The sequence below is a fragment of the Streptomyces sp. NPDC000348 genome (assembly GCF_042898795.1).
Lineage (GTDB): Bacteria > Actinomycetota > Actinomycetes > Streptomycetales > Streptomycetaceae > Streptomyces.
Genome location: NZ_JBIAZD010000018.1, coordinates 76,233 through 92,177, shown reverse-complemented (window position 1 = coordinate 92,177; position 15,945 = coordinate 76,233). Strand labels below are relative to the sequence as shown.

The following is a 15,945-nucleotide window of genomic DNA, read 5'->3' as shown; positions in this document are numbered from 1 at the left end:
CCGCATGGACCACGACCGAAGGAGGCGGGACGATGACCCGACACGACGACGGCCCCGACCTCGCCCACCGGCGCCCGGAAGGGGTGAGCGACGAGACGGTGGAGGCGCTCGGCTCGCTGTCGAAGGCGCTGGAGACGACCGAGCGGGCCCGGGGCCACCTCTACAGCTTCCACCAGCTCACCGGCACCGCCGACCTCGAACTCGACCGGGCGGTCGAACTGCTGCACAAGGCCGGGCACCCGGACTGGGCGGAGACGGTGCGGACCCAGGTGCTGGGCCGCAACGTCATCCCCGGGCACTGGACGTTCCAGATCGTCGAGGCCTACGACACCACGTACTACTGGCCGTTCAAGGAGATCGAACAGGCCGCCGTCGAGGAACTGGCCGAGGGCCGGGACCACCTCCACGAGGCGGAGATGAAGGAGGCCCGCCGGACCGTCGGCCACCCCGACCACACCGCCCGCCCCGACACCGGCCCGCCGTCCGGCGGAGGGGACGGCCGGTGAGCGGCGGCCCGCTGCGCGGACGTACCGTCGTGGTCACGGGCGCCGCACGTGGGGTCGGCGCGGCCCTGGCCCGCGACCTCGCCCGGCGCGGCGCCCGGATCGCGCTGCTCGGTCACGAGAGGTCCGGCCTGGAAGCGGTGGCGGAGAACCTGCCCACGCGGTCCTGGGCGTGCGAGCTCGACATCACCGACGAGGCCGCGCTGGAGCGGGCCGCCGAAGGGGTCAGGGAACGCCTCGGCGTCCCCTCCGCGGTGGTGGCCAACGCCGGTGTCGCGGAGGGCGGCCCGTTCGTCACCTCGGACCCGGCCCTGTGGCGCCGCGTGATCGACGTCAACCTGACGGGGAGCGCGGCCACGGCCCGCGCCTTCCTGCCGGATCTGCTGGCGACGAAGGGCTACTACCTCCAGGTCGCCTCGCTGGCCTCGATCGGCGCCGCCCCGATGATGAGCGCCTACTGCGCCTCCAAGGCGGGCGTGGAGGCCTTCGCCCACTCCCTGCGCGCCGAGGTGGCGCACCACGGTGTCGCCGTCGGCATCGGCTACCTGAACTGGACCGACACCGACATGATCCGCGACGCGGACCGCCATCCCGTGCTGCGGGAACTGCGCGGCCACATGCCGCCGCCGGCCCGGCGGCTGTATCCGGTGGACCTGGTCGCCGCCCGGCTCGGTGCCGCGGTGGAACACCGCAGCACGGCCGTCTACGTGCCCCGCTGGCTGCGTCTGGCACAGGCGGCGCGTGCCGCGCTGCCCCCGGTCGTGCTGCGGGTGGCCCGCCGGGAACTGGCCCGGCTGGAGGCCGAGGAGCCACTGCGGCACACCGGGCTCCTCGGCGCCGGCGGCGAGGCCGACCGGGCCCGCGGGCGCCCCTGACCGACGCGGTACCCGCGGGCGCCCCTGACCGGTCCGGCCGGTCAGCCCGGGAAGCGCCCCGTGGAACGCAACGACCAGCGGCGCTCCGCGTAGGCCAGGTCGTCGCGCCACAGCCGTCCGGCGGCGGCCCGTACGAGCGGACGCAGCAGCGGCGCCGCACCGCGCGCCAGGACGAAACCCGGACGGTCGGACGCCGCCACCACCGCCTCGACGACCGCCGTACGGGGCCGCCCGTCTCTGTCGGGCCCCAGGGGAGTGGCGTGCGTCTCCACCACGGACCCCACCCCCTCGCCCTCGGTGATGCGCATGACGACCGTGCGCGGCCCGGGCGCGGTGAACACCGCCCGCACCGGCACCACCAGCCGTCCCGCCACCTTGAAGGAGACGTCCACGGTGAAGCCCTCCTCGGCCCCGTCCGGGCCGCCCGGCGCGTCGGCCACGGTGAGGTCGACGAACGAGTAGGGGTGGAACCAGGCCCCGTGCCAGGGGTCCAGACGGTTGGCCACGACGTCCTCGGGCTCACAGACCCCGACGCCGGTGTACACCGCCGCCAGGGCGCGCGCAGGCGCCGGCCGCCGCGGCACCACCGGCCTGTCCAGCGGCGGTTCGCCGCCCACCGCGTCCAGCCGCACCCACAGCAGGACGCCGTCGTCGTACGCCGGGAACGGCTCCCAGCCCGCGAAGGGCCCCCCGTCCAGGGCGAGTCCGTGCCAGTGGCACACCAGCGTGCCGCAGCGCACCGGACTGTCCCGCAGCGGCGCGCCCAGATGCGGGCAGATCCCGGGCCCGGCGACCGGACGGCCGTCCGCGTCCCGCCACAGCACCACCTCCTGCCCCGCCACGGTCCGCGCCAGCGGACGGTCACCGCCCACGTCGCGGGAGGCGCCGACGACGTACCAGTTGCCGGACGGACGCGCCTGCGCCCGCTTCAGCGCCCCGGCGATGACGGCGGGCCGGGCCTCGCGCCAGGTGGGACGCTGCCGTTCCCACGGCACCGCGCGCCGGCGCAGGGACAGCGGCAGGCGCCGGCGGCGGCTCCCGGATCCGGTGCTCACGCGACCTCCTCGGGAACCGACGGGCACGGGGCGAGCGGACCGACCTCCGGGGGCCGGCCGCCGCCGCGGGCCCGCAGCCGGGCGGCGGCCACCCGGGCGAGCCCGTCGGCGGCGACCACGGCACGCCGCCGCCGGGGGACCACCGCCCGCCGGTGCAGCACCGACCAGCCGTCCCGCGCCACCGCGTCCAGGATCCCGCCGTACAGCACGAACGCCGCACGGACGCACGGCCGGGACACCGGTTCCAGCATCGCGAGCCCCGGTGCCGCCTCCCGGTACACGCCCCGCGTCAGTGCCTCGAACTCCCTCAGTGCGGCGGTGACACGCCGGTCGCGGCGGCCGGTGTCCCGGCTCCACCGCAGCAGTGCCCGGTGGACGCCGTGCGCGGCGAGCAGGTCCGCGGGCAGGTAGACCCGCCCCCGGTCGAGGTCCTCGCCCACGTCCCGCAGGAAGTTGGTCAGCTGGAAGGCGACCCCGAGGGCCGCGGCGTGCGGCGCGGCCGCCTCGCGCGGGGCGACCGTGCCCAGCACCGGCAGCATCTGCAGCCCGATGACCGCCGCCGAGCCGTGCATGTAGCGGCGCAGGGCCGCGTAGTCGGCGTAGTCGGTGACCACCAGGTCGGAACGCATCGCGGTCATGAAGTCGGCGAAGTGCCCGTGGTCGATGCCGTACCGGCGTGCCGTGTCGCCGACCGCCCGCACCACGGGTTCGGCACTGTTCCCGTCCCGCAGCCCCTTGTCCAGTTCCCGCTGGAGCGCGGAGAGTTCGGCGTCACGGCGCGCGGTGTCCGCCCCGGTGCCGAGCGCGTCGACGATGTCGTCGGCCCAGCGGGCGAAGCCGTACAGGGCGTGCACGGCGGGGCGCCGTCCGACGGGCAGCAGCCGGGTGGCGAGGAAGTAGGTCCTGCCGTGCCGGGCGTTGAGCCCGCGGCAGTGGCGGTAGGCCTCGCGCAGCGCCGGATCGGTGACTCCGGCCGCGTCGAGTTCACGGTCGGTCATACGGAGGCCTCCTGCGGGGGAGTGAGGGGGAGACGCGGCCGTCGCGGGCCGCCGGTGATCCGTGCCGCGGCCAGCTTCCCGGACACCAGCACGGTCGGCACGCCGACACCGGGGGTGGTGCCGCAGCCGGCCAGCACGGCGTTCTCGGTGCCGCGGACCAGGTTGCGGGGCCGGAACGGCCCCGTCTGGGCGAAGGTGTGGGCCGCGGTGAACGGCGTGCCGGCCGCGTGCCCCTGCGCGTGCCAGTCGGCGGGCGTGACCACGCACTCCGTCTCGACGGCGGACCCCAGCCCGGCCAGCCCGCGCCGCTCCAGCTCCCGCAGCAGCGCGTCCCGGTAGCGCGGCGCCAGGTCCGTCCAGGCGGCGGCGCCCGGCCCGATGTCGGTGTTGGGGCACGGCGCGAGGACGTAGTGCAGATGGCGTCCCGGCGGGGCGAGGGACGGGTCGGTGGCGGTGGGCCGGGTGATGAGCAGCGACGGGTCGCTCATCAGCCGGCCGGTACGGGTGAGCTCGTCGAAGGTGCCGCGCCAGGCGGCGCCGAAGGAGAGGGTGTGATGGGCCAGCTCCGGCCAGGTCCGGTCGGTGCCGAGGTGCAGCACGACCGCGGACGGGGAGTGCCGCAGCCGCACCGGGCGCCGCGGCGCGCGGCCCAGCAGCCGGTAGGCGACGGGCAGGTCGGGGGTGAGGACGACCGCGTCGCAGGGGATGCGGCCCTGGTCGGTGACGACGGCGGTGATCCGGTCGCCGGAGCGTTCCAGCCGGGTCACCTCGTGGCCGAACCGCAGGTCGGCGCCCGCGTCGGCGGCGGCGTCCGCCATGGCCCGCGACAGCGCGTGCATCCCGCCGCGCGGGAAGTACACGCCGGCGACGGTGTCCATGTAGGCGATGACCGCGTACGCGGCCAGCGCCCGTTCCGGCGGGACGCCCGCGTAGAGGGCCTGGAAGGAGAAGACCCGGCGCAGCCGTTCGTCCCGCAGGAAACGCCCGATGCGCGCGTCGAGCCGTCCGAAACCGCCCAGCGCCGCCAGCCGGACGAGGTCCGCGCTCAGCAGGCCGAGCGGGGAGTCGAAGTTGGCGTCGATGAAGCGGCGCATCTGCGCCCGGTACAGCCTCTCCAGCCAGTCGCGCAGCCGCAGGTACCCCGCGGCCTCGTCCGGACCGGAGAAACGCTCGACCTCCGCGGCCATCGCGTCGGCCTCCGTGTGCACGTCGAGGCTGCTCCCGTCGGCGAAGCGGGCCCGGTACGCCGGGTGCAGCGGCACGAGCTCCACGCGCTCCCGCAGACTGTCGCCGACGGCGGCGAACGGCTCGTCGGCCAGATCGGGCATGGTCAGCACGGTGGGACCGGTGTCGATCCGGTAGCCGTCGAGGTCCAGGCGCCCGGCGCGTCCACCGGGCGACGCGTCCCGCTCGACGAGGGTGACGCGGCGGCCCGCGCCCAGCAGGTGCAGCGCCGCCGACAGCCCGGCCAGCCCGGCCCCCACGACGACGACGTGGTCCGTACGGCCCGCCACGGTGCGGCTCACCGGCAGGCCTCCTCGCCCGCGGCGGCCCGGACGGGCCCCGGCCGGGTGCCGCAGGGGGGCGCGTCCCGCGGCGGCCCCTCACCCGCCGCGGAGGCCAGCAGCAGCCGCAGCCGCCGCCCGCCGTGCGGATCGAGGAGGGCGCCGTCGACGTGCCGCAGCCCCTGGGCCACCAGACGGTCGATCATCGCCTCGACCGCGGTCCGCGCCCCGGTGCCGGCCAGGACCTCCCGCACCTCCTCCAGCCCCTCCCCGGTGAGCGCCTCGTGGCCGAGCGAGCGCTCGAGCACGTCCAGGGCCCGGCGGTCGCCGGCGGCCGCGGCACGCGCGTGGGCGAGCGCGACCAGACAGGTCGGCTTCCCCTCGCGGATGTCCCCGCCCGCCGGTTTGCCGGTGTACCGGGGATCACCGAACACGTCGCTGAGATCGTCGCGGAGCTGGAACGCCGTGCCCACACAGCGCCCGGCCGCGCAGAGGGCCGCCGTGGTGCCCTCGTCCGCACCCGCGAGCGCGGCCCCCAGGGCGATCGGCCGTTCGACCGAGTACAGGGCGCTCTTGAGGCGGGCGGTGCGCAGCGCGCGCGGCAGGGACCGCGACCCGGTCGCCTGCCCGTGCAGGTCCAGGTACTGGCCGGCCACCATCTCGGTGCGCATGTCGCTCCAGAGCCGGCGCACCGTCCGCGCGGTGCCGCTCTCCAGCGGGACCTCGGCCAGGAGGTCGTCCGCCCAGGCGAGTGCCAGGTCGCCGGTGAGGACGGCGGTCCCGCCGCCGAGGCGCTCGGCGCGCCCGGCCGGCGCCGCGTCCGCGTACTGGGCGGCGACGTCGACGTGGACGGCGGGCCGCCCACGGCGCAGTACGGAACCGTCCATCACGTCGTCGTGGACGAGCGCACAGGTCTGCAGCAGTTCGAGTGCCGCGCCGATCCGCAGGGCCGCCGCGACCGGGACGGCGCCCTCACCGCCGCAGGCGCGCAGCGTCCACCACAGGAAACGCGAGCGGGTGCGCTTGCCGCCCGCCCGGGTGAAGCGCGCGACGCGCCCGGCCACGTCGTCGCCGAACAGGGGGTCCAGGTCGCGTGCCCGCTCCACCCGGTCGGCCAGCACGTGGTCGAGCACGCGTCCGACCGCGCCGGCCACGTCCCGGTCCACGGCGGACGCGTCCTCGTGCCACGGCGGGCGCGCCGCGTGCGTCACGTCGTACCGGGCGCCGGGCCGCGCGCCGTCGGGCCGGGCCCGTGCCGACGCCGGCCCCCCGACGAGCCGAGGCCCCGCCGTATCGTGATCCTCCGCCTGTGCACGGCCCATCCCGGTTCCTCTCGTCCTGAACACCGATCATCGCGTCCTCGATGCCCTTCCGCTCGCGCACCGCGCGCGGATGCGGTACCAGCCGGAACGGTCCGACGAACTGCCGCCGCATGCCTTCCCCCTGCGCGCCCCGTCTCACCGGTGGCGGTTCATCACACGTTCGAGTGACCTGAATCCGATCGGGCACACAAGCAGGAATGGTGATGAGGCGCGTGTGCCGAGGAACGGAAGGAGAGTGCCGTCGTGCTGGACGCCGAGGTGGCGATCGTCGGGGCGGGCGCCGCCGGACTGTCCCTGGCCCACCGTCTGTCGCGGACCGCGCCGGAGTCCCGGGCGCCGTCGGTCGTCCTGGTGGACGCCCCGCCCGGCCCGCTGCGGCCCCCGCGCCGCACCTGGTGCTTCTGGGAGGCGGGCACGGGCCGCTTCGACGCCGCCGTCACGGCGACCTGGCGGCACCTGCGGGTGCGTCCCCCCTCCGGCCCGGCGATCGAGGGGGACATCGCCCCGCTGCGCTACAAGATGATCCGGTCCGACGACTTCGAGCACCTGGTCGCCCACGACCTGGCCGGATCCCCGGCCGTACGCCGCCTGGAGGCGACCGTCGAGGCCGTGGAGGACGTGTCCGGGGGCGCGCTCGTCCACCTGCGGGACGGCGCCGGCCGGACAAGCGTCCTGCGGGCCCGCTGGGTGTTCGACTCGCGCCCCCCGGGCAGCCTGCCGGCCGCCCGCACCACGCTGCTGCAGCACTTCCACGGCTGGTTCGTGCGCACCGCCCGCCCGGTCTTCGACGGCCGGACCGCGGAACTGATGGACTTCCGCACCCCCCAGCCCGGGACCGGCCTGTCCTTCGGCTACGTCCTGCCCGTCGGCCGCCGTGAGGCCCTGGTGGAGTACACCGAGTTCTCCCCGCGCCCGCTCACCGCCGACGGCTACCGGTCGGCGCTGCGGCACTACACCGGGGACGTGCTCCGGCTGGGCGAACTGCGGGTCCTCTCCACCGAGACGGGCGTCATCCCGATGACCGACGCCCCGGTGCCCCGCCAGGTCGGCGCCTCCGTCTTCCGCATCGGCGCGGCGGGCGGCGCCACCCGCCCCTCGACGGGCTACACCTTCGCCGGGATCCAGCGCCAGACGAGCGCCGTCGCCGCCGCCCTGCGCCGGGGCCGCACCCCGGTGCCGCCCCCCGCCCACTCCGCCCGCTCCCGGACCATGGACGCCGTCCTGCTGCGGGCCCTGGACAGCGGCCGGGCCGACGGCCCCGCGCTGTTCGCCCGCCTCTTCACCCGCGTGCCCATGCGGCGTCTGCTGCGCTTCCTCGACGGCCGGACCCGGCTCCACGAGGACCTCGCCGTCGGCCTGCACGCCCCGGTCGGCCCCATGCTCCGCTCGGCGCTGGAACTGCCCACCCTGCCCCGCCGCCCGTTCGACGGCCCCTGACCCGGGCCGCCCGCACCCGCCCGGACCCCTCTGCTCCAGGAGACTGCATGACCCTGCTGCTGCGCGACGAGAACCTCGCCACCGCGTTCGACCACGCGGCCCGTGGCTACGACGCCCTCGTGGCCGCCAACCCCGGCTACCACGCCCACCTGCGCCGCTCGGCCCGCCGTCTGGGGCTGCCGCGGCGCGGCGAGGGCCTGCGCGTCCTGGACCTCGGCTGCGGCACCGGGGCGTCGACCGCCGCGCTCGCCGCGGTGCTGCCCGGCGCGCGGATCGTCGCGGTGGACGCCTCGGCCGGCATGCTCGAACGGGCCGCCGCCAAACCCTGGCCGGACGGTGTGACCTTCGTACGGGCGGCGGCGGAGGGGCTGGCCGAGGCCGGGGTGGAGGGGCCGTTCGACGCGGTGTTCGCGGCCTATCTCTTCCGCAACGTCTCCGATCCCGACGCCGTGCTCACCACCGTGCGCGACCTGCTCGCCCCCGGCGGGAGACTGGGCGTGCACGAATACACCCTCGGCGGACGCCGCGTGGACCGCGCGGTGTGGACCGCGGTGTGCCGCGGCCTCGTCCAGCCGGCGGCCACCGTGCTCGGCGACGGCGAGCTGTACCGCCATCTCCACCGCAGCGTCGTGGAGTTCGACACCGCGGACCGGTTCGCCGGCCGGCTGCGCGCGACCGGCTTCGACGCGGTGCGCGTCCTGCCCCTGCCGGGATGGCAGACGGGCATCACCCACACCTTCGTGGGCCGCCGGCCCCGCACGGGGAACGGAGCCCAGGCATGACGCCCCTCGGCCGTCCGGACGCCACCCGGCACGGACGGGACCGCCGCGCCCGCGTGCTCACGCCCCCGCCCGGGGCGCGCCGGATCGAGGGCGCGCGCCCGACGGCCGCCGTCGTCGGCGGCGGGATCGCCGGACTGGCCGCGGCGACCGCGCTCGCCGAGCGCGGCGTGGCCGTGACGCTCTACGAGCGCGAACCCTTCCTGGGCGGACGGGTCGGCGGCTGGCCGGTCGCCCTGGCCGACGGCACCCCGGCGACCATGAGCCGCGGCTTCCACGCCTTCTTCCGTCAGTACTACAACCTGCGCGGTCTGTTGCGCCGTACCGATCCGGGACTGGAACGGCTCACCGGCCTGGCGGACTACCCGCTGCACCACGCGGACGGCCTGCGCGACGGCTTCCGCCACGTCCCGCGCACCCCGCCGTGGAGTGCGCTCGGCTTCGTCGCCCTCAGCCCGTCCTTCCGCCCGGCCGACCTGCGCCGCATGAACCCGGTCGCGGCCCTCCCGCTGCTCGACGTGCGCGTGCCCGAGGTCTACGAACGCTTCGACGGCGTGAGCGCCCACGACTTCCTCGACGCCGTCCGCTTCCCGCCGAGCGCCCGCCACCTGGCGTTCGAGGTGTTCTCCCGCAGCTTCTTCGCCGATCCCCGGCAGCTGTCGGCGGCCGAGATGATCCTGATGTTCCACATCTACTTCCTCGGTTCCGCCGAGGGGCTGCTGTTCGACGTGCCCGACGCGCCCTTCCCCGCCGCGCTGTGGGAACCCCTGGCCGGCTACCTGCGCGGGCACGGCGCCGGGATCCACACCGGCACGGCGGTGGAGCACATCGCCCCCACCGGGGACGGCGGCTTCGAGGTCGCCACCGCCGGAGCGGAGCGGCGTCACGACACCGTCGTCCTCGCCCTCGACGCCGCGGGACTGCGTTCCCTCGTCGCCCGCTCCGGCCGGCTGGGCGACGAGGCGTGGCGGGAACGGGTCGCACGCCTGCGCAACGCCCCGCCGTTCCTGGTCACCCGCCTGTGGCTGGACCGGCCCGTCGCACCCGACCGGCCGGCGTTCCTGGGCACGAGCGGGTACGACGGCCTCGACAACATCAGTGTGCTGGACCGCTACGAGGACGAAGCGGGCCGCTGGGCCGCCCGTACCGGGGGTTCCGTGGTCGAACTCCACGCGTACGCGCGGCATCCCGGGGACTCGCCGGAGACCGAGCAGAAGCGGCTCGTCGACCAGCTGCACCGCGTCTACCCGGAGACGGGCCACGCCACGATCGTCGACGCCCACCACCTGTGGCGGTCCGACTGCCCCCTGTTCCCCGTCGGGGGGTACGAGGACCGGCCGACGGTACGCACACCGGACCCCGGCCTCGTGGTGGCGGGCGACCTGGTGCGCACCGGCCTGCCCGTGGCCCTCATGGAGCGCGCGGCGACGACCGGCTTCCTCGCCGCCAACGCCCTCCTGGAGCGCTGGGGAGTACGCGGACAGACCCTGTGGACCGTGCCCGAACGGGGACGCGGCGCACTGCTGCGGGGCCTGGCCGGACTGGGGCGGCGGCGGTCCGGCTGACCGGGCGCCCCCGCGGGTCCGGGGTCCGGTGTCAGCCGCCGGATCCCGGCCGCCCGGCCCCGGCCGCGGTGAGGTGGTCGAGGACGTTGGTCTGCCGCAGGAGGCGTTCGAGGATCTGCGGCCGGTTGTCCAGGAACAGGACCGCGCCCGCGGCACTGGTGTGACGGCGGATCATGAGCAGTGCGGCCAGCCCCAGCGGATCGATGCCCTCCAGCTCGCGGAAGTCCAGCCGCACGGAACGCGGCGGCTCCGGCCCGCTCAGGTGCGCCACCACGCGGGCGATCAGCTCCTGACCGCCCGCGTCGTCGAGCTCACCGCGGACCGCCACGGTCGGCGCCCCGGTCTCCGGCGCCGGGGCGGGGCGGTCTCCGGCGCGGTGGGGGCGCTCATACGACGGTGCCGGGAACGACGGCGTCGCCCGCCGGGCCGCGGAGCCGGGCCGCGCCCTCGCGGACGAACCCCAGGCCCCGGGGGAAGTCGTACAACTGCTCCGCGACGATCTCGAGCCCCGCCACCAGGGAGTGCACCGGAACCCCGCGCGCCGCGAGCACCTCGGAGGTCCAGTCCAGGAACCCGGTGAACACCTCGGCGTCGTCCATGTAGAGCGCGGTGGCCAGGAAGTCGAGGATGTGGACCAGGTCCTCCGCGGTCCGCTCCCGCTGCGCGTCGCTGTACCCGCGCATCGCCGGGAGACGGTCCTCCAGGTCCGCCAGCACCTGCTTGACCAGGCGGCTGCGGGACTGGACCACCATCGTGTACTCCTGGTCCGCCAGGTGCGGAAGGTCGTCGACCGCCTGCCGGACCGCCATGGGACGCGGCAGACCGGCCTCCAGCACGGCGGCCGCGCCGCGGGCGTCCGGGGCCCACGCGTCGGCGCCCAGTGCCCGCGCGAACCGGCCGTCCTCCCCGAAGGCCCTGCCGCCGGCCAGCACGGGCACCCCGACCGCCTGGCAGGCGGTGATGGCCGCGTGCGCCGCCGGCAGATGCGTGGGGATCGACCCGGAGAGCAGGACGGCGTCGGAGTCGGTGTGGTGCTGGTGGGCGACGAGATGGGGGGTCGGCGTCTGGGCGCCCAGATAGTCCACCTGCCAGCCCCGCAGCCGCAGCACCTCGGCGACGAGCCGGGCCGGGAAGGCGTGCCACTCGCCGTCGACGCAGGTGACCGTCACCCGCCCGCGGTACGGGGGGACGGGCCTGCCCGCCGCCGGACGGTGGACGAGCGCGGCGATCACCCGCTCGTTGATGGCCGTGGCAGCGTGCTCCTGGGCGACGGTGATGCGGTCGGCGGCCCACTCGAGACCGATCTTCGTCTGCACCGCCGCGACGACGTCGAGCAGCAGGCCCTCCTCGTCCCAGCCCGTGCCGAGCCCGGCCCGCACCACGTCGACGGCGTCGTACTCACTGCCCTCGATCACCGCCCGCCAGAGCCTGTCGCGCAGCACGGCGGCCGACCGGCGGGTCCCGCTCACGTGTTCCTCCCCGGAAGTCCGCCGACGCCGTCCGCGTCGGCCGTCGGCGCCGTGCGCGGCGCGCTGATGGCGACGGTGGCCATGTCGTCGTGGCTGCCGCTGCCCAGCCACTGCGCGGCGAGCATCTGCACCCGCTCCACGATCGCGTCCCCCGGCATGCCGGCGCACTCCGCCAGAGCCTGCCGCAGACGGCGTTCCCCGAACAGTTCGTCGCCCAGCGGTCCGCCGCGGGCCTCGGTGATGCCGTCGGTGTAGAGCAGACACGTCTCCCCCGGCGCGAGCACCTCCTCGGCCGTCCGCACCGAGACGGAGGGCAGCGCTCCGACGAGGGTGCCGTGGGTGGCCGCCTCCTCGACGCGGCCGTCGGCGCGGACGATGAGCGGCGGCATGTGCCCGGCGCTGGTCAGCCGGAGCCGCACCCGGTGCCCGTCCCTGCGGACGGAGGCCAGCACCAGGGTGGCGAAGCGGGTGTGGTGCGAGCTGAGCAGGGCCCCGTTGAGCAGGGTGAGGACCTGTTCGTGGTCGGACGCCAGCGGCAGCAGCGCGTGCAGCGTGTTGCGGATCTTCCCGGTCAGGACCGCCGCGTCGAGTCCCTTGCCCGCCACGTCGCCCAGCACGACGAACGTCTCCTGCGAGGCGTCGGTTCCGGCGTGGACGTCGTAGAAGTCACCGCCGACCCGCTCGTGGTCGCGGGCGGCGCGGTAGCGGCCCGCGTATTCCACCCCGTGCAGGCTCTCCAGTGTCGGCGGCAGCAGTTCCCGCATCAGCGTGGTGGTGATCGCGCTCTGCTCGCTGTACAGGCGCGCGGCCGACAGCGCGGCGCCCGCGCGCGCGGCGAAGAGCCGGGCGAACCCCTCCTCGTCCGGGGTGAAGGCCCGCTCCGTGCTGGCGCGCAGCAGGATCAGCGCACCGGCGGACACCCCGTGGCCGGGCAGCGGCGTGACGATGACGGAGCCGACGGGCCCGCCGAAGCCCGCCGGGACGACCCACTCGGGGAGGGCGCCGGGATCGAGCCAGCGCGCGGGGACCGGCGGGAACCCCTGGAGGGCCTCGGCCAGCCCCGGGACGCTCCGGGCGTCGAACTGGAGCGAGGTGTGCTCCGCGGGCCCGCCGCGCAGGGCGTGGGTCACGGGGTGGCGGCGCCCGACGGGCGGCAGGACGAGCAGCGCGGCGTCGGCGAGGTGCTCCGCCGCCAGGTGCGCCGCGACCTCCGCGCAGCGCGGCACGTTCAACGACGCCAGCAGGGTACTGGACACCATGGCGCGGATCTCCGCCTGCTCCCGGGCGCTCCGCAGGGACCTCTCCGCCTCACGGCGGTCGGTGCCGTCCACCAGCCACCACACGACGCCCCCGTCCGTGACCGGGCCGGGGTGCGCCTCGAAGAACCGGTCACCGATCTCCCCGGCGGCAGACGGGCCCGTCGGCACGGCGTCCGTCCCGTCGGTGAGACCGCGGTGCGCGTCCGCCAGCCAGGCCGGCACCACGTCCCGTGGGGCGCCTCCTTCGTGGCGGTCCGTCAGCACCAGCCGGGCGGGCGGGTTCAGGTCCACGACCGTGCCCTTCGCGTCGAGGACCACCACCGGGCAGGGGGCGTCCTTCCACGTCGGACCGGTACGGACGTCCGTGCCGCGAGGGCGGGCGGGTGAGCCGGGGGAAGGAATCACAGGCGTAGGCACGCGCCGTGCGCACCCCACCACCTTTCTGCCGGGAAACTGGATGCAGATGCCACGGTCCCCCATCCGTGTCCGCGAAATCAACCTGCCCCGGCGACGAGGTGCCCGACGGGCGCACGCGTACCCCGGGGCGGCGTCCTTACTCCTGCCCGTTCCCCGCGTGCCGCCCGCCGGGCGGCGGGAGCGCCCGGGCCGCCGTCACCGTCTCGCGCACGGCGTGGTGGACGGCGCGCGCCGGCCGCGCCCCCCACAGGGAACGGGGCCCGGCGAAGGCGTGCTCCTCCTCGTCCGGGCCCGGCGTGCGGGCGGCGACGCACACCGCGTCGGTGGGCGTGCCCGAACAGTCGAGACCCGCCTCCAGGAGGGCCTGCACCTTCGTCTCCGTGACCGTGGTCACAGCGTTCACCAGAGCGGTGTCGCTCAGCGGCACCGGCACGGCGACGACGGTGTCGACGGTGCCGGGGTCCTGGGGTCCGCCCGTGCCCTCCCCGGCCCGTGCGGCCCAGCCGCGCACGTCGACGCCCGCCGTGACGTAGGCCTCCGCGCCCGCGTCCGTCGCGTGCGCGTACGCCGAGACGTCCGCCGCCGTCATCAGCCCCACCCCCGGGCCCCGCGCGCCCGCGGCGGCCGCGAGGTCCGCCAGGTGCCGGCCGGGGTCGGTGCGCGGGTAGCCGTGGGGGACCTGGGCGTTGAGGATCCGGTTCCGCTCGCCGATGCCGCCGCCCAGCACCGCGCTGCTGATCATCCGCCGGCCGGGGCCCGCGGTCCACAGCAGCGCGTGCAGCCGCTCGCCGTTCTCGGCGCGGGTCAGGAACCGCGGGAGCGGCAGGGCGGGGGCGGTGCGGGGCTGGGGGAGCACGGCGGTCACCGTGCGGGGCTCCTTGCGGGGGGCGGCCGGCCGATCCTGGGCCGGACCGGCCGGCCGCCCCGCACAGGGGTCAGTTCCGTGCGTCCTTCGGTGCCCGGAAGCAGGCGGTGACGGTCTTGCCGTGGGGACACGGGCGGGCCTCCCACGTGTCGGCCAGGGCGTCGACCAGGAACATGCCGCGTCCGCCGGCGCGTTCGGTGCTCGGTTCCCGGGGCGCGGGCAGGGTGGCGGACCTGTCGTGCACCGAGATGTGCAGACAGCTGTTGTCCCACGACATGACCAGCTGTGCGCTGCTGCGGGCGTGGACGTGCGCGTTGGTGACGAGTTCCGAGACGGTCAGCAGCACGGCGTCCGCCGTCTCGGGAGCGGTTTCGTCCCAGCCCAGTGAGACGAGGTGCTCGCGCGCCCAGTCGCGGGCCGCCTTCACCCCGTGGTCCATCGGCAGTGAGCGCGCCCAGCCCACCGTGCGGACCGACGACTCGTTCATGGAGGTCCTCCCCGGTCATCGCCACGCGGCCCGGACGGGTACGCACCGGACCGCGCGGAAGCGGAACGGCTCAGCGGTGGCCGCCGCGGAGCCGGCCCAGCAGACGCTGTGCCTGGGCCCGGCGACGGGGGTCGGCCGCCGCCCGCCGCAGCTGCTCGGCCGTACGCCGCCCCTGAGGGCTCCTGGCGAACTGTTTGATGCGCTCCACCATGCTCGGCATGGGTGCTCCCTTCCGCGGGTCCGGTTCGTGCCTGCTGCTCTGCGCCTACCCCCTGCGGGCGGAGTCAGCCCCCGGACGGCCGCACGGGCTCAGGTCTCCTCCAGCGGCTCGTACGCCTCCGCCCCCAGACCGAACGTCCACGCCACCCCCTCCCGGGCCGTCCGGGTCGTCGGCGGCACACGGAGCCAGTACGTGCGGTGGGTGCCGTCCGGTTCGGGCGTGGAGTTGAGCACCTCGACCATGACGACCGGCTCGTCGCCGTCCAGGTCGATGCGCCAGAGCGTGCCCGTGCCGTCCCGGTGCAGGGGCCGCGCCCCGGAGCCGGCGAGATAGCGGTCGTAGCCGTAGTACTCGAGCATCACCCGCCGCAGTTCGGCGTTGTCCTCCTGCCGGATCCGCTCCGGGGTGAGGGTGCGCAGCTCCTCCAGGAAGGCACGCGTCACCGGCATGCCGCGCCAGGCGCACAGGGCGAAGCCGTCGGGGAACTCCAGGGCGGGTCCGTCGCCGTGGTCGAGCCGGCCGGCCTCGTCCCGGTGCAGGGCGACGGGACGCTCGCACACCACCGCGACCTTCTCGAACGGCCACCACCAGCCCGCGGCGCGGCACACCCGGGCCGGTCCGGCGAGCGCCGTCCCCCCGGTGTGCAGGGCGGACAGCCAGGGCGCGTCGTGCTGCCCGAGCAGCGCGTCCAGCAGGATCAGCCGTATCTCCGTCCGGGCCGCCGGGTCGTCGGCGGCGAGTTCCTCGAGCACCCCGGCGCGGATCCGGTCGACCAGCGCCTGCGTGGCGTCCCACAGCGCGCCGCCGGTCACCGACCAGTGCCGGGACCAGCCCGTCGCGCCCAGCTTCTCGTACCACCGGCCGCGTTCGGCCGCCCACGGTGCGGTGCGCACCGCCTCGCGCACGCTCGCCCCGAAGTCCGCGCCCTGCCGGACGAGCGTCACGCCCTCGCGCGGCGATCCGGCCCAGATCACCCGCTCCGGCTCCCTCAGCCCGGCGCTCCGGTAGGCCAGCCGGACGCCCTCCTCCGCGGCGGCACGGTCGGCGGGCACGGCGGCCGAGGCCCACGCGCGCCAGCGCGCCGTCCCCTCGGCGCTCCCCGCCACCGCGGCCGCCCGGCCGCTCTCCTGCGTCGTCGTCATCGTCAACGTCCTCTGCCTCCCCGTCGTGTCGTGGTGTCCCGTGCCGC

General features: G+C 76.2%; 16 protein-coding genes. 5 read left to right on the top strand and 11 right to left on the bottom strand.

Going from position 1 to position 15,945, the window contains the following annotated elements:
* Positions 1–32 precede the first annotated feature (32 nt).
* Together ACFY3N_RS28950 and ACFY3N_RS28945 are read left to right on the top strand one after the other, a co-directional pair.
* Entirely contained in the window at positions 33–506 is a 474-nt protein-coding gene (locus ACFY3N_RS28950) for a hypothetical protein (protein ID WP_390819713.1), read from the top strand.
* Complete coding sequence (locus tag ACFY3N_RS28945) at positions 503–1,378, top strand: SDR family oxidoreductase (RefSeq protein WP_390819711.1); 876 nt, start codon at positions 503–505, stop codon at positions 1,376–1,378. The genes ACFY3N_RS28950 and ACFY3N_RS28945 overlap by 4 nt, the downstream gene beginning before the upstream one ends.
* A gap of 41 nt (positions 1,379–1,419) precedes the next feature.
* On the opposite strand, the gene ACFY3N_RS28940 is transcribed toward ACFY3N_RS28945, so the two are convergent.
* Genes ACFY3N_RS28940 through ACFY3N_RS28925 form a run of 4 tightly spaced genes read right to left on the bottom strand, consistent with a single transcriptional unit; the run spans position 1,420 to position 6,258 of the window.
* A complete protein-coding gene (locus tag ACFY3N_RS28940) occupies positions 1,420–2,433 on the bottom strand; it encodes a DUF5914 domain-containing protein (protein ID WP_390819710.1) in 1,014 nt (337 codons plus the stop codon).
* On the bottom strand, positions 2,430–3,431 hold the full coding sequence (locus ACFY3N_RS28935) for a phytoene/squalene synthase family protein (RefSeq protein WP_390819709.1): 1,002 nt from the start codon (positions 3,429–3,431) through the stop codon (positions 2,430–2,432). Before ACFY3N_RS28935 ends, ACFY3N_RS28940 begins: the two co-directional genes overlap by 4 nt.
* Positions 3,428–4,957 carry a phytoene desaturase gene (locus tag ACFY3N_RS28930; RefSeq protein ID WP_390819708.1) on the bottom strand — a complete coding sequence of 510 codons (1,530 nt, stop codon included), beginning with the start codon at positions 4,955–4,957 and terminating at the stop codon, positions 3,428–3,430. The genes ACFY3N_RS28935 and ACFY3N_RS28930 overlap by 4 nt, the downstream gene beginning before the upstream one ends.
* Entirely contained in the window at positions 4,954–6,258 is a 1,305-nt protein-coding gene (locus tag ACFY3N_RS28925; protein ID WP_390819707.1) for a polyprenyl synthetase family protein, read from the bottom strand. Before ACFY3N_RS28925 ends, ACFY3N_RS28930 begins: the two co-directional genes overlap by 4 nt.
* Positions 6,259–6,501: 243 nt before the next feature.
* On the opposite strand from ACFY3N_RS28925, the gene ACFY3N_RS28920 reads away from it, so the two are divergent.
* From ACFY3N_RS28920 to ACFY3N_RS28910, 3 genes are read left to right on the top strand one after another with little or no spacing between them, the layout of a single operon-like run.
* The gene (locus ACFY3N_RS28920; protein ID WP_390819706.1) at positions 6,502–7,695 is read left to right on the top strand and encodes a lycopene cyclase family protein; all 1,194 of its coding nucleotides are present in this window, start codon (positions 6,502–6,504) and stop codon (positions 7,693–7,695) included.
* 47 nt (positions 7,696–7,742) lie between these two features.
* Entirely contained in the window at positions 7,743–8,477 is a 735-nt protein-coding gene (locus ACFY3N_RS28915; protein ID WP_390819704.1) for a class I SAM-dependent methyltransferase, read from the top strand.
* On the top strand, positions 8,474–10,039 hold the full coding sequence (locus ACFY3N_RS28910) for an FAD-dependent oxidoreductase (protein ID WP_390819703.1): 1,566 nt from the start codon (positions 8,474–8,476) through the stop codon (positions 10,037–10,039). The genes ACFY3N_RS28915 and ACFY3N_RS28910 overlap by 4 nt, the downstream gene beginning before the upstream one ends.
* A 31-nt stretch (positions 10,040–10,070) precedes the next feature.
* On the opposite strand, the gene ACFY3N_RS28905 is transcribed toward ACFY3N_RS28910, so the two are convergent.
* The 7 genes from ACFY3N_RS28905 to ACFY3N_RS28875 form a co-directional block, all read right to left on the bottom strand.
* Positions 10,071–10,367 (bottom strand): STAS domain-containing protein, encoded by a 297-nt coding sequence (locus tag ACFY3N_RS28905; protein ID WP_390819702.1) that lies wholly within the window; start codon positions 10,365–10,367, stop codon positions 10,071–10,073.
* Positions 10,368–10,425: 58 nt separating this feature from the next.
* Positions 10,426–11,508 (bottom strand): B12-binding domain-containing protein, encoded by a 1,083-nt coding sequence (locus ACFY3N_RS28900; RefSeq protein WP_390819701.1) that lies wholly within the window; start codon positions 11,506–11,508, stop codon positions 10,426–10,428.
* On the bottom strand, positions 11,505–13,172 hold the full coding sequence (locus tag ACFY3N_RS28895; RefSeq protein ID WP_390819777.1) for a PP2C family protein-serine/threonine phosphatase: 1,668 nt from the start codon (positions 13,170–13,172) through the stop codon (positions 11,505–11,507). The genes ACFY3N_RS28900 and ACFY3N_RS28895 overlap by 4 nt, the downstream gene beginning before the upstream one ends.
* A gap of 148 nt (positions 13,173–13,320) precedes the next feature.
* On the bottom strand, positions 13,321–14,049 hold the full coding sequence (locus ACFY3N_RS28890) for an adenosylcobinamide amidohydrolase (RefSeq protein ID WP_390819700.1): 729 nt from the start codon (positions 14,047–14,049) through the stop codon (positions 13,321–13,323).
* Between the two features lie 70 nt (positions 14,050–14,119).
* On the bottom strand, positions 14,120–14,536 hold the full coding sequence (locus tag ACFY3N_RS28885; RefSeq protein WP_390819699.1) for an ATP-binding protein: 417 nt from the start codon (positions 14,534–14,536) through the stop codon (positions 14,120–14,122).
* A 70-nt stretch (positions 14,537–14,606) separates the two neighbouring features.
* Positions 14,607–14,756, bottom strand: coding sequence for a hypothetical protein (locus ACFY3N_RS28880; RefSeq protein WP_390819698.1), 150 nt, complete (start codon positions 14,754–14,756; stop codon positions 14,607–14,609).
* A gap of 89 nt (positions 14,757–14,845) precedes the next feature.
* Positions 14,846–15,898: a DUF6745 domain-containing protein gene (locus tag ACFY3N_RS28875; RefSeq protein WP_390819697.1), complete on the bottom strand. Its 1,053-nt coding sequence runs from the start codon at positions 15,896–15,898 to the stop codon at positions 14,846–14,848.
* Positions 15,899–15,945: the final 47 nt, after the last annotated feature.

Excerpts from the sequence above, each read along its gene's own strand:
- ACFY3N_RS28950 (WP_390819713.1), top strand. The coding sequence starts at position 33 with ATGACCCGACACGACGACGGCCCCGACCTCGCCCACCGGCGCCCGGAA.
- ACFY3N_RS28935 (WP_390819709.1), bottom strand. The coding sequence starts at position 3,431 with ATGACCGACCGTGAACTCGACGCGGCCGGAGTCACCGATCCGGCGCTG.
- ACFY3N_RS28925 (WP_390819707.1), bottom strand. The coding sequence starts at position 6,258 with ATGGGCCGTGCACAGGCGGAGGATCACGATACGGCGGGGCCTCGGCTC.
- ACFY3N_RS28915 (WP_390819704.1), top strand. The coding sequence starts at position 7,743 with ATGACCCTGCTGCTGCGCGACGAGAACCTCGCCACCGCGTTCGACCAC.
- ACFY3N_RS28910 (WP_390819703.1), top strand. The coding sequence starts at position 8,474 with ATGACGCCCCTCGGCCGTCCGGACGCCACCCGGCACGGACGGGACCGC.
- ACFY3N_RS28885 (WP_390819699.1), bottom strand. The coding sequence starts at position 14,536 with ATGAACGAGTCGTCGGTCCGCACGGTGGGCTGGGCGCGCTCACTGCCG.
- ACFY3N_RS28880 (WP_390819698.1), bottom strand. The coding sequence starts at position 14,756 with ATGCCGAGCATGGTGGAGCGCATCAAACAGTTCGCCAGGAGCCCTCAG.
- ACFY3N_RS28875 (WP_390819697.1), bottom strand. The coding sequence starts at position 15,898 with ATGACGACGACGCAGGAGAGCGGCCGGGCGGCCGCGGTGGCGGGGAGC.